This is a genomic window from Serratia sp. CY33525, from assembly GCF_052169115.1.
In the GTDB taxonomy this organism is placed as follows: domain Bacteria; phylum Pseudomonadota; class Gammaproteobacteria; order Enterobacterales; family Enterobacteriaceae; genus Serratia; species Serratia sarumanii.
The window spans coordinates 126,435-139,847 of the sequence record NZ_JBJNLK010000008.1; the positions used below are offsets into that span (position 1 = coordinate 126,435).

8 protein-coding genes and 1 pseudogene are annotated in these 13,413 nt (G+C 50.7%); 3 read left to right on the plus strand and 6 right to left on the minus strand.

Features of this window, described 5'->3' with window-relative positions; genetic code table 11:
* Positions 1 to 13 precede the first annotated feature (13 nt).
* Complete coding sequence (glgA, locus tag ACJ8IM_RS18945) at positions 14 to 1,444, plus strand: glycogen synthase GlgA (protein WP_033636333.1); 1,431 nt, start codon at positions 14 to 16, stop codon at positions 1,442 to 1,444.
* 141 nt (positions 1,445 to 1,585) lie between these two features.
* Positions 1,586 to 4,033 carry a glycogen phosphorylase gene (glgP, locus tag ACJ8IM_RS18950; protein WP_033636332.1) on the plus strand — a complete coding sequence of 816 codons (2,448 nt, stop codon included), beginning with the start codon at positions 1,586 to 1,588 and terminating at the stop codon, positions 4,031 to 4,033.
* Positions 4,034 to 4,096: 63 nt separating this feature from the next.
* Here glgP and glpD read toward each other — a convergent pair whose 3' ends face one another.
* The 6 genes from glpD to ACJ8IM_RS18980 form a co-directional block, all read right to left on the minus strand.
* A complete protein-coding gene (glpD, locus tag ACJ8IM_RS18955; RefSeq protein WP_033654445.1) occupies positions 4,097 to 5,605 on the minus strand; it encodes a glycerol-3-phosphate dehydrogenase in 1,509 nt (502 codons plus the stop codon).
* Between the two features lie 247 nt (positions 5,606 to 5,852).
* Complete coding sequence (locus ACJ8IM_RS18960; RefSeq protein WP_004930797.1) at positions 5,853 to 6,611, minus strand: DeoR/GlpR family transcriptional regulator; 759 nt, start codon at positions 6,609 to 6,611, stop codon at positions 5,853 to 5,855.
* 50 nt (positions 6,612 to 6,661) lie between these two features.
* Positions 6,662 to 7,498, minus strand: coding sequence for a rhomboid family intramembrane serine protease GlpG (glpG, locus tag ACJ8IM_RS18965; protein ID WP_033655245.1), 837 nt, complete (start codon positions 7,496 to 7,498; stop codon positions 6,662 to 6,664).
* Between the two features lie 171 nt (positions 7,499 to 7,669).
* Entirely contained in the window at positions 7,670 to 7,996 is a 327-nt protein-coding gene (gene glpE, locus ACJ8IM_RS18970; RefSeq protein WP_019455180.1) for a thiosulfate sulfurtransferase GlpE, read from the minus strand.
* Positions 7,997 to 8,317: 321 nt separating this feature from the next.
* On the minus strand, positions 8,318 to 10,174 hold the full coding sequence (locus ACJ8IM_RS18975) for a hypothetical protein (protein WP_051917665.1): 1,857 nt from the start codon (positions 10,172 to 10,174) through the stop codon (positions 8,318 to 8,320).
* Between the two features lie 8 nt (positions 10,175 to 10,182).
* Positions 10,183 to 12,732, minus strand: a complete 2,550-nt coding sequence (locus ACJ8IM_RS18980; protein ID WP_033655246.1) for an AAA family ATPase — start codon at positions 12,730 to 12,732, stop codon at positions 10,183 to 10,185.
* A 539-nt stretch (positions 12,733 to 13,271) separates the two neighbouring features.
* Between ACJ8IM_RS18980 and araD the strand changes: the two are divergent.
* Positions 13,272 to 13,412 (plus strand): annotated as a pseudogene (gene araD / locus ACJ8IM_RS18985) (L-ribulose-5-phosphate 4-epimerase); the annotation flags it as partial.
* Position 13,413: the final 1 nt, after the last annotated feature.

Sequence of the window (13,413 nt, forward strand, 5' to 3'; positions counted from 1 at the left end):
TTCAGGAGTGATAATGCAGGTCTTACACGTATGTTCTGAAATGTTCCCCCTGCTGAAAACGGGCGGACTCGCAGACGTGGTTGGCGCGCTGCCGGCGGCGCAAATCGCCGAAGGCGCCGATGTTCGGGTGCTATTGCCCGCTTTCCCTGACGTACGCAACGGCATCCCCGACACCTCGCTGGTGGCGGAAATCGACTCGTTCGCCGGCCGGGTCGGCCTGCGTTACGGCACCTACCATGGCGTGGGCATCTATCTCATCGATGCGCCCTGGCTGTATGACCGGCCGGGCAGCCCGTACCACGATCAGTCCATGTACGCCTATCCCGACAACCACCGCCGCTTTGCGCTGCTGGGCTGGATGGCCTGCGAGCTGGCCAAGGGGCTGGATCGCTACTGGCGGCCGCAGCTGGTGCATGCCCACGACTGGCACGCCGGCCTGAGCTGCGCCTATCTGGCCGCCAACGGCCACCCGGCGCGCTCGGTGTTTACGGTGCACAACCTGGCCTATCAAGGGCTGTTCTCTGCCCATCACGTGACCGAGCTGTGGCTGCCGGCGTCGTTTTACGATGTTTATGGCCTGGAGTTCTACGGCCAGATGTCGTTCCTCAAGGCCGGGCTGTTTTATGCCGACCACGTGACCGCCGTCAGCCCGACCTATGCGCGCGAGATCACCCGGCCGGAGTTCGGCTACGGCATGGAGGGGCTGCTGCAGGAGCGGCAGCGGCAGGGCAGGCTGAGCGGCATCCTCAACGGGGTGGACGACAACATTTGGGATCCGGCCCGCGACCCGCGGCTGAGCGCCCGCTACGACGCCGACGATCTGAAAAGCAAGGTCAAAAACAAGCTGCATCTGCAAAAGGCCATGGGGCTGAAGGTGGATGAATCGCTGCCGGTGTTCGCGGTGGTGAGCCGATTGACCAGCCAAAAAGGCCTGGATCTGGTGCTGCAGGCACTGCCTGAACTGCTGGCGCAGGGCGGGCAGCTGGCGCTGCTGGGTGCCGGCGATGCGGTGCTGCAACAGGCGTTTCTGGCCGCCGCCGCCGATTATCCCGAGCAGGTTGGGGTGCAGATCGGCTATCACGAATCCTTCTCCCACCGCATCATCGGCGGCGCCGACGTGATTCTGGTGCCGAGCCGCTTCGAGCCCTGCGGCCTGACGCAGCTCTACGGCCTGAAATACGGCACGCTGCCGCTGGTGCGCCGCACCGGCGGGCTGGCGGACACGGTGGTGGACTGCGCGCTGGAGAACCTGGCCGACGGCACCGCCAGCGGCTTCGTGTTCGACGATTGCGACGCCGTCGCGCTGGGCAACGCCATCCGCCGCGCCATGGTGCTGTGGAGCCGGCCGAAACACTGGCGCCACGTTCAGCGCCACGCCATGAGCGTGGACTTCGGCTGGCCGGTGGCGGCGAAAGAGTATTTATCGCTTTATCAACGTTTGTAGCCCGCGTTTCGCGTCTCGGGTTGACGCGCGGCGGGCAGCCGTTTGGGTTGATTGTCGGGGCGCGGCGTGCCGCGTCCATGTTCAGCGGAGCCCGCTATTCCGCGGCGAATGGCTGGGCTCCCTACAAGGGATTAAAAAGCCATGACTTCACCGTTTAGTTACACCTCACCTACGGTCAGTGTGGAAGCGCTGAAACACTCCATCGCCTATAAGCTGATGTTTATCGTCGGCAAGGATCCGGCCATCGCCAACCGGCACGACTGGCTGAACGCCGTGCTGTTCGCGGTGCGCGATCGCATGGTTGAACGCTGGCTGCGTTCCAACCGCGCCCAGCTGTCGCAGGACGTGCGGCAGGTGTATTACCTGTCGATGGAGTTTCTGATCGGCCGCACCCTGTCGAACGCGCTGCTGTCGATGGGCATCTATCAGGATATCGACAACGCGCTGAACGAAATGGGGTTGAGCCTGGGTGAACTGCTGGAAGAAGAGAACGACCCTGGCCTCGGCAACGGCGGTCTGGGCCGCCTGGCGGCCTGCTTCCTCGATTCGCTGGCGACGCTGGCGCTGCCGGGGCGCGGCTACGGCATTCGCTACGAGTACGGCATGTTCAAGCAGAATATCGTCAACGGCCAACAGATGGAGTCGCCGGACTACTGGCTGGAGTACGGCAATCCGTGGGAGTTTCCGCGCCACAACACCCGCTACAAGGTGCGCTTCGGCGGCCGCGTGCAGCAGGAGGGCGCCAAGGCGCGCTGGCTGGAGACCGAAGAGGTCGTGGCCATCGCCTACGATCAGGTGATCCCCGGTTTCGACACCGACGCCACCAACACCCTGCGGCTGTGGGGCGCGCAGGCCAGTAACGAGATCAACCTCGGCAAGTTCAACCAGGGCGATTATTTCGCCGCGGTGGAGGATAAAAACCACTCGGAGAACGTGTCGCGCGTGCTGTATCCGGACGACTCGACCTCCTCCGGGCGTGAGCTGCGGCTGCGGCAGGAGTATTTCCTGGTGTCGGCGACGGTGCAGGACATCCTCAACCGCCATTGGCTGATGCACAAAACCTTCGACAACCTGGCGGACAAGATCGCCATTCACCTCAACGACACTCACCCGGTCTTGTCGATTCCCGAGCTGATGCACCGGCTGATCGACGAGCACAAATTCAAGTGGCTCGACGCCTGGGAAGTGGTGGAGCAGGTATTTTCTTACACCAACCACACGCTGATGAGCGAGGCGCTGGAGACCTGGCCGCTGGACATGATTGGCCGCATCTTGCCGCGCCATCTGCAGCTGATTTTCGAAATCAACGATCACTTCCTCAAGATGGTGCAGGAAGTGGCGCCGGGCGACAACGACCTGCTGGCGCGGGTCTCGATCATCGACGAAACCAATGGCCGCCGGGTGCGCATGGCGTGGCTGGCGGTGGTGGCCAGCCACAAGGTCAACGGCGTTTCCGCCCTGCATTCCGAACTGATGGTGCAGTCGCTGTTCGCCGACTTCGCCCGGCTGTTCCCCAATCGTTTCTGCAACAAAACCAACGGGGTGACGCCGCGCCGTTGGCTGGCGCTGGCCAACCCGCCGCTGGCGGCGGTGTTGGACGACTGCATCGGCCAAACCTGGCGCACCGATCTCAGCCAGCTGAGCGAGATCAAAGCCAACGTCGATTACCCGAGTTTCCTGCAGGCGGTGCAGCGCGCCAAGCGGCAGAACAAGGAGCGGCTGGCGCTGTACATCGCCAAAACGCTCAACGTGGTGGTCAACCCGGATGCGCTGTTCGACGTGCAGATCAAGCGCATCCACGAGTACAAACGGCAGCTGCTCAACGTGCTGCACGTCATCACGCTGTATAACCGTCTGCTGGACGATCCGGAGATCGAGCGCGTGCCGCGGGTGGTGATCTTCGCCGGCAAGGCGGCGTCGGCCTACTATGCCGCCAAACAGATCATCCGCTTGATCAACGACGTGGCCAAAGTGATCAACAACGATCCGCGCGTGCATACCCAGCTGAAGGTGGTGTTCATTCCGAACTACGGCGTCAGCCTGGCGCAGATCATTATCCCGGCGGCGGATCTGTCCGAACAGATCTCGCTGGCGGGCACCGAGGCCTCGGGCACCAGCAACATGAAGTTCGCGCTGAACGGCGCGCTGACCATCGGTACGCTGGACGGCGCCAACGTCGAGATGCGCGAGCACGTGGGGGAGGAGAATATCTTTATCTTCGGCAATACCGCCGAGCAGGTGGAGGAACTGCGCCGCAACGGTTACAACCCGCGCCAGTACTATGAGCAAGACCCGGAGCTGCATCAGGCGCTGACGCAGATCGCCACCGGCGTGTTCAGCCCGGAAGAGCCGAAACGCTATGGCAATTTGTTCGACTCGCTGGTCAACCTCGGCGATCACTATCAGCTGTTGGCGGATTACCGCAGCTACGTGGACACGCAGGACAAGGTGGACGAGGTGTATCTCAATCAGGACGAGTGGACGCGGCGCGCGGTGCTGAATATCGCCAACATGGGCTACTTCTCCTCCGATCGCACCATTCAGGAATATGCGGACGAAATCTGGCACATTCAGCCGGTGAAGCTGTAAAGCGTGCGAGGAAGAGCAAAGAAAAGGGCCGGATAACCGGCCCTTTCTTTGTTACGCTGCGGCTCAGGAAGCCAGAGACAGCGTTTTCGTTTTCGCGTGTTCCGCCAGCCAGGCTTTCACTCGCGCCTGCTGCGCTTCGTCCAGCCACATGCCCAGCTTGGTGCGGCGCCAGATGGCGTCGTCCAGCTCTACGACCCACTCTTTCTCGGTCAGGTAGCGCAGTTCGGCTTCATACAGACCGTGGCCGAAATCTTCGCCCAGATCGGCGAGGCCGTTGGCGCCGGCCAGGATCAGCTCGCTCTGGCTACCGTAGGTGCGGGCATAGCGGCGCGCCAGCGCTTCCGGCAACCAGCCGTGGGCGCGGCGCAATTTGGCTGCGTAGCCGTCGCGATCGCCGCCGATGTCACCGCCCGGCAGCGTGGCGTTCTTGGTCCACGCCGGGCCGCAGCCTGGGTAGTAGTGGGCCAGTTTTTCCATCGCGTGCTCGGCCAGCTTGCGGTAGGTGGTCAGCTTGCCGCCGAAGACCGACAGCAGCGGCGCCTTGCCTTGTTCGTCGTGCACGTCCAGCGTGTAATCGCGGGTGATCGCCTGCGGCGAATCGGATTCGTCGTCGCACAGCGGACGCACGCCGGAGTAAGTCCAGACGATGTCGTCGCGGCCCAGCTGCTTCTTGAAGTGATCGTTGTACACTTTCAGCAGATAAGCGATTTCGTTCTCGTCGATCTTCACGTCCTTCGGATCGCCTTTGTACTCCACGTCGGTGGTGCCGATGATGGAGAACTCGTCATTCCACGGGATCACGAACACGATGCGGTGGTCTTCGTTCTGCAGAATGTAAGACTGCGGCTGATCGTGTACGCGCGGCACCACGATGTGGCTGCCTTTGATCAGGCGGATGCCGTAAGGCGATTTCAGCTTCAGACCGTCGTCGAAGAAGTTTTTCACCCACGGGCCGGTTGCGTTCACCAGGCCTTTGGCGCGCCAGGTGAAGGTTTTGCCGCTGTCGATATCGACCGCTTCCACCATCCACATGCCGTTTTCACGCCATGCGCGGGTCACTTTGGTGCGGGTGCGCACTTCGCCGCCGCGTTTTTCCACTTCCTGCGCGTTCAGCACCACCAGGCGAGCATCGTCGACCCAGCAGTCGGAATATTCGAAACCGCGCTTCAATTCAGGCTTCAGCACCGACTCTGGTCCAAAGCGCAAGCCCTTGCTGCCCGGCAGGCTGGTGCGTTTGCCCAGGTGATCGTACAGGAACAGGCCGATACGGATCATCCAGGCCGGGCGCAGGTGCGGCTGGTGCGGCAGGCGGAAACGCATTGGGAACGCGATGTGCGGCGCCAGCTTCAGCAGCACTTCACGTTCGGCCAGCGCTTCGCTCACCAAACGGAATTCGTAGTGTTCCAGGTAGCGCAGGCCACCGTGGATCAGTTTGGAACTGGCGGAAGACGTAGCACAGGCCAAGTCTTGCGCTTCCAGTAGCAGTACCGACAGCCCGCGCCCGGCAGCATCCGCCGCGATGCCGGCACCGTTGATGCCGCCACCGATAACGATCAAGTCTTTGGTTTCCACGTCATCTTCCTCCAGATGTTCGAAATAGCTCTTTCATGTTCGTTTTCGCTCATGATTGTAATCAAAAACCAACAAGCAAGCCAAGACTTAACCAAACAAAAACATTTAGGCGTGATAAAGGTAACAGTTTGGTGATGATAGGCACACAAATGATAAGGATATGGCGCGGGCGGGCAAACGGCTGTCGAAAAGGGGGCGTCGGGGGTGGGAAACGGGGCGGCGGCGCGCCCCGCGGATTAACGGCGGATCAGCACAGCTCCAGCTGCACGTCGTACTGCTCGATGATTTTCATCACGCTCGGCGGCGGCAGCTGGTCGGTAAACAGGTAGTCGATCAGGTTCATGTTGCCCAGGTTGACCATGGCGTTGCGGCCGAATTTGGAGTGGTCGGTGACCAGCATCACGCAGCGGGAATTTTCGATAATCGCGCGTTTGGTGCGCACTTCGTGATAGTCGAATTCGAGCAGCGAACCGTCCATATCGATGCCGCTGATGCCGAGAATGCCGTAATCGAGGCGGAATTGGGAGATAAAGTCCAGGGTGGCTTCGCCCATGATGCCGCCGTCGCGGGTGCGCACTTCGCCGCCGGCCAGGATCAGACGGAAGTCTTCCTTGGCGGTCAGCAGGGTGGCGACGTTGAGGTTGTTGGTGACCACGCGCAGGTTCTTGTGGTTCATCAGCGCGTGGGCCACCGCTTCCGGCGTGGTGCCGATATCGATGAACAGCGTGGCGCCGTCCGGGATCTGGCTGGCGACGCGCTGCGCGATGCGGGCCTTCTCTTCCGACCACATCACCTTGCGATCGTTATAGGCAGCGTTGACCGAGCTGGAAGGCAGCGCCGCGCCGCCGTGGTGACGCTGGATCTTGTTCTGGTCGGCCAGGTCATTCAAATCGCGGCGAATCGTTTGCGGGCTGACGTCAAAATGTTCGACCAGCTCTTCCGTGCTGACGTAACCCTGCAGGCGCACCAGCTCGATAATTGCGTCATGACGCTGTGTTTGCTTCACGATAATCCCCTAAAACGCCCGCTATGCCCGCTGGGCACAGCTCCCGGCTGTTATTGTTCGTTGTGTGCGCGATGGCGCGTATCCCAAAATGCCATCAATAACCCTAACACTAAACCGGCTACGTGTGCCGCGTTGGCGATCGACATTCCTAAAATATCGAAATATCCGGCCACCAGCCACAGCACCGAGAACGCCATCAGGCCGCGCGGCAGCATCAGGCCGCGCTCCGGCGCCCGTTCACCCGTTAGCCACACATAGCCCATCAGCGCATAAACCACGCCCGACAGCCCGCCGAACAGCGCGCCGCTGAACAGCGATTGCGCCCAGCCGCTGAAGAAGGCCGACACCACCGCCAGCACGAACAGCTTGCTGGCGCCGAGGCGTTTTTCCATCTGGCCGCCGAGATACCACCACCACATCAGGTTAAACAGAATATGCAGCAGGGAGAAGTGCAGGAACGCATGGCTGACCCAGCGCCACAGCTGCGTGTATTGGCTGCTGTTTTGCGGCCAAGAGAGCCAGTACATCACGGTGTCGTCGCCCAGCGCCTGCATCAGAATATAGACCGCGATGCACAGCACCATCACGCCGAGCGTCAGCGGCCCGGCCTTGCTGCGCAGGGTGTGCAGATAGGATTCGCTCTGATAGTGCAGGCCGGCGTCGGTATGGCCGGTCTGCCAACTGGCGGCCTGATAACGGCGGTTGAGCGGATCGGTCAGAAACTGCTGCAGCTCGTGTTGCACCTGCTCGAGGTGAACGTCGTCGGCCAGCCAGATTTCCGCCGCCTCGCCGCTGTTGCGCAGCTCAAGCCGGATGCCCTGGGTCGCCATATAGTCGACAAAGGCCAGCGCCAGGCGCGGGTTGGATACGGCGATTACTCTAACCATTGCTCTTCCGTCGTAAGTGAATGATTTTGGCCGCGGCTTGCCCGCCGGCGACCCTGACGGCCGATTATAACGTCGAAATCCTGAGCGCTGGCAAACGGATCTGCGAAAAACCCGCGAAAACGCGCACAAAATCGAAGAGGAAGCCCGCCGATGCACGGCGGGCGGAGGGAATCAGGCAGAGGTTTCCACGTCTTGCGGATACTGGCGGGCCCAGGCCTCGAAGCCGCCGTCGATGCTGTAGACCGCGTCGAACCCCTGGTGCAGCAGGTACTGCGCCGCGCTGCGGCTGCTGTTGCCGTGGTAGCACATCACCATTACCGGCCGCTCGAAGTCGTTTTGCTGCATAAAGGCCGACAGGGTGGCGTTGGTGAGGTGAAAGGCGCCAGGCGTATGCCCGGCTTCAAAACTTTGCGGATCGCGGATGTCGACCAGGGCGGCGCTGCCCTCTTTCCAGCGGGCGTACGCTTGCTCAACGTTGATCGCTTCGAACTGTTCCATACTGCTGACTGCCTCGTAATTGGGGGACGCCGCTATTGTAACCAACTCTGCGGCGTTTAAGACCAGAACAAGGGTGTGGTTTTGTCACACCAGCAGCACTTCAACGCCCTGTTGACGCAGTTGCTCAACGATCGCCGGATTGGCGGCGCGGCCGGTGATCACCATGGCGATTTTTCGATATCCATCTCAAACCTTCTCCTAACGACATGAATCTCCCTCCTTAACTTGATTAAGGCATGGAGAAGGAGTTTCCAACTATAATCATTTGAAGCAGCGTATTCATTAATGAAACTAGTTGTATAAATTCCAATGTATAATATATTAAGCTCGCAATGTAATTTGTTGATAACTATTCCCGATGTCTTTTTTTAACTGAATTTCAGTTAGCTCTAACATTTTTAACAATGAATTCTCAAATTTGTTATTACTCCTAAACTCCTCCCCTGGTGTTATAGTTGCACACTGTAGAAATGGCATTGCTGGAGTATCGGAGAAAAGTTCAAAAACACTATTATGAAAATCTCTGACTTGAGGGTTATTATCCGGATTGATAATCATTAATCCAATTATAGGATTGTGAGTTTTGGATATTAAGTTGAGTCCATGTATATACTTCAGCGTTAAATCGGGGAGGTAATGCGTGAAGGCTTTATCTGTAGTCGTATATTTTGCATCTAGAATAACATACCTTTCGTTGTTAAGTGCATTACTGATTTTTATGACATAGTCAGGAGAACGATTTGAGTTTTTTCCTGAGCTTGAGCGTTTAGATACTTTCCCATTATAGATAGTCCAACCTTCTGAATTAACAAGGCCTCTCAGGTCAGCTAGTGAATGCCTCGCCATCCAATATTTTGGCTCATATAGGAAACTTAATTTTAACTCTTGCTTTATAGGGAATTCAAATAGCATGAAACCATTATTGTTTTCAGGTAATGACTTAAAGGAAAAGTGATGATCTAGAATGCTCTTAATATAAAAAAGAGTATAGTATTCGAATAGCTTAGGAATGCTTTGGATTGATAGTAATTCGTCTTGGACACTCCAGTCTGGTCTTCCGAACCTATACCAGTCAACTATTTTTCTAAATATAGAGAGATATATTGATTCTTTTTTAGCCTTCATTGTAAATATAGGGATGCCAGTTACTGCCTTTTTGGAAGGTATTTTTTCAGACATCAGTTTTTTAACGGAGTGTAATGTGGATAAAATGCTTTTGCATTTTTCTACTTTTCTTGCATTAATGTTTTTTTGAAATTTTTGAATTTGGCTGAAGAAACTTAAATAACCGTCTGGACCACCATGAAATTTCTGTGTTTTCTTTTCAGGAAATTCGAATCCTGAAAGTAACATTGATGTTGTGTGTATTAATGTATTTATAAATCCGTGTAGTACTTGGTTTTCATATACATCTGAATCCTCAATTGCTTGTAATTCTATTAGTTTTTTCACCCCATAGAAACAATTATTAAACTCTAATATAGCGCTATCTATACAATCAACTTCAAAAAGTTCATCTGCATTATTGCATAGCCATGAGAGTGTTAAGTCATCGACGTTTGTACTATCATTAGGATAAACGTACTTTTCTCTATTTGATAGTTTTGTTATTGGAGCATTGACAAGTTTTTTTATTAAAGAAGATGTTTTTTCAACTGTGTTTTCCACTTGCTCAAGTAGTATATCAACGGGAGTGTCTCCATCTTGATAACCAGCCTTGCGACGAGTAACTCTAAAAAACGAACACAAAGCCTCACTGTCTGTTTTTGCCAAAAAAGAAAGCATTTTTTCTACGCGTTCAGCATTTATTTTCTTAGCTAAGACTTCCAAAGGATTAAAATTAACTATCTCACTTTTACCCTCATAAAATAACTCTAAAGATAACTCAGCTATACCATAGTAATTATGGAAAAAACATTCTTGCGCATACGCACCTGTCCTTTTGGGTAACCATTTATAAACCCATGCGCCATTGTAATCCTCAACTAAAGTTGGTGCTATTTCGTTCTCATGCAGCGCCAAGGTTATTTTGTCATAAAACTTGTCACTATAAAAAGATAATTCTAATACTTCATCTTCAAGTACGAATATCTCTGAGTTTTCTTTAAAATCAATTACTGGCAATTCAAAGGTATTACCTTGCCGCCTACCTCTTAGAATTTTAATTTCGATTCTCATGATAACCTCTAAAAATAAGAGTATGATTCGCTATATATATCACCATTATTAATGATGTTCTTAAGAGTTGCTTTAGATATATGGAGATCCAACTCTACAAGCTTTTGTTCAAGATTTTGTAACCTTTCTTTGAAACCAGTTCCATATCCTTCTATTAAGGGTAGGATATGCTGATTGATAGCAAAATCTATGGGTTGACTTCTTAGTCCTTCAATTTCATTAGCAATGTGGCAGTAGCGTTTTATTGCATTATATTTTCTCTGGCTCACTCGAACTGAAGTTGTTCGATTAATCGGTGCTTTGAGAATTTCTATCACCTGTTCAAGAGCGTTTTGTTCTTCAGTTGTAAATGACGACTCATAGAGACTAATATCAAAACAACCTTCTAAACATTCATTACTCACTGCTCCATCGAAATCTAGAGTTTTTATTACGTTTGACTTGAACTCTGAATTATGATTCAAACCTATCACTGGAACTCGGTCAATTAACCTGGGGGAAAGTCGTTCTGTGGATGCATCATTATTGATAGTTGCAATAAATCTTACTCCATTAGCAACGGAAATATGTCTTTCCTCTTCTGACGGAATTCCTGAATCAATTTTTCTTTGCCGTCCTTCTGGGTCACACATACTTAGAAAATCAGACCAATAATGCTCGACACTTGAAAGGTTCGCCTCATCTAATAATATTAGTTTGAGATAATCTTGGTTATGCTCACTTTTTAGAAATTCATAAAGGCCTGTTCTAGCAGGTTGATAGACATCTTTTAAAGAGTTATAAAATCCAAGTATGTCACGGCTTGAGACCCAAGCACGACCTACAGGAATGTTCAGGAAGTTACTGGTATTAAAGGTGTTGGTATCACTTGTTAAACCCATGTTTTGCGCAAGTCTAATCGCTGTTGAGGTTTTTCCGGTACCAGGAGGACCTGCCAATATTGTCATAAATGACTGGTTAAGGCATATAAGCAAATTTGCCATTTCATCAAAAGAAAAATTTCGACCATTATCATTACTGAATGAATCAACCAAATAATTTATATAGTCTTTCCTATTAGCGACATTCAGTTTTATAGAGGATGGTGTGATCTTTGTCTTGTATATTTTTGGTGTGTTTTCTTTTGTTCTTCCTCCATTTAAAAGAGTTGTTAGTGTCTGTATTTCTACTGCTTTCTCTAATAATTGTGGAGAGTTTAAAGTGGCTTTTTTAAGATTAACAGCTTTTTCAACAGATTCCTTCTCTTTCTCGATGTCTTCTTTTCGTCTTTTCAAATAATTTATCTCTTCTACAAGCGAGTTGTAATCACTTACGCGAGATAATGTAGCGTAAAACTCTTCTAGTTTTAGATTTGCCTCATGTATTTTCTCCTCTAAGACGGAGTTTTCCTCCGTTAATGATTGCTGTTTGTTTAATAAAATTTTATGAGCATCTTCTGCCGTTTGTTTTTTTATCCTCTCGATCTCATCTTTAGCTTTTAATTTTTCATTTTCAACATTTTTCGTTTCGAATTCCAACTCGGACTTCTTAGTGCTTATCAGTCTTTCTAACTCACTAATCTCTTTGTCTAGTTTTTCTTTCTGTGCTCGCGTAACCTCCTCAATCTCTTCAGATTTTTGTTTTAATAATAATTCTTTGTTTTTCATGAAGTAGTTATCTAAATAAAGTCTTCCGTCTCTGCTCTCAGCCAAAAACTCTTGTACTATTTCTTGCCCAAATGGGCTTGAGTCTAGAAATTCCCCTAATAACTCTTTAATTCGCTTAAGACGCTCACTATTCTCTAATACTTTGTTCTTTTTTACATATTCGTCTATACCCTGAGATAGCTTTTGAGCTTCGCTCTTGCCTAACGGAGTTTTGTTTTTAGAGAATCCGCTACCAAAGCCATTTTTAGTAAAATATGAAACCAACCTAGTATCTGAAATGTAATCTAATTGCTCGAAAGGCAATGTTGACAGATCTTTTAAGTTATTTATATATTTTTTATTTTCTCCTTTTATAATCCATTCCGATGATAGATTATCGTTGTCTATATTTTTAGATTCTATTTTAGCGATATGGTCTTGTTTGAGCTGTAACGGCGATGGTGTGGATAACGGAGATAACTGCCAGTTATTATCTTGTTTTGATGCTTTGAAAGGGCCATAAATGTATCCCCCATCTTCAATGAAGAATTGTGTGCTTGGCGCATCTATATCATGGCTAATAAAACCTGTCTTAATATCAGGCAGCTCGGATTTGATAACTGGTATAAGAAAACTTTTGTCAAGTCTTTCGACTTTATTACCTAGTCCAAAATGTTTTTGATGCCTTGAGTTGCTCTTCCAATCATCATCATTACTTTCGTAATACTCAGTAAGGACAAATAACTCATTGTTGCCAAATTGTTGGCTGATATTCATGAATCCCTTTGATATAAATATCCCCCCATTAGGAAAATCACTTGTTTTAATCTTATCGTAATTACCATTTTCATTTACATGGGCAACCGGTATAACTAGACCCATGTCAGGATTTACTGTGTGATTATCTTCTTTAATCACTAATATTCTATTCATAATTCCCCTTAAGATATAATGTCTTGTCTAAATTATTAACATGCTAATATTAAATGGATGTTGCATGTATGCACATGGTGCTCACCTTTCAGATAAACTGTTATTTATAGAGTGAGCCGGATAAGTTATCAATATTTATTTTTTTGAATTAAGATGCTGATCAAATTTTTATATGAATAGTGTTAGTTTATCACTTACCTCAATATGATTGTTTATTTTTTGTTCATGCAATGATAGTGCTGTAGAAACGTATAGCTCGTACAGTGTAATTTATATATATTTTGTTATAGTGACTGATATTATTTTGTTATTTAATCGGTGATTTTGAAAGGTAATTGTATTTTGAGCGGTTTATAGCGTTTCTTATAACTAACAACTATTCTTCATTCTAATTGGTTACTAAATCTTTTTCATTAAATGAAAAGATTGATATTAAAACAATTGCATTGGTTGTCTTTTATAATTTGATGTTGAAAAATCTGTCAATATCTAAATACTCTGATAATAAAATATAGCTTTTTAATTCTAAACAAGCATAAGCCTCTGCAAAACGGGAGGTGGCGAAAATGGCGTGGATCAGCCGGGATATTAACCCCGGCCTGAAACGGATCGATGACTATCTGCTGGAAAAGCATTTCAGCCGCAAACATGGCGCCGGCGCCTATTACGGCCAGCGCTGAC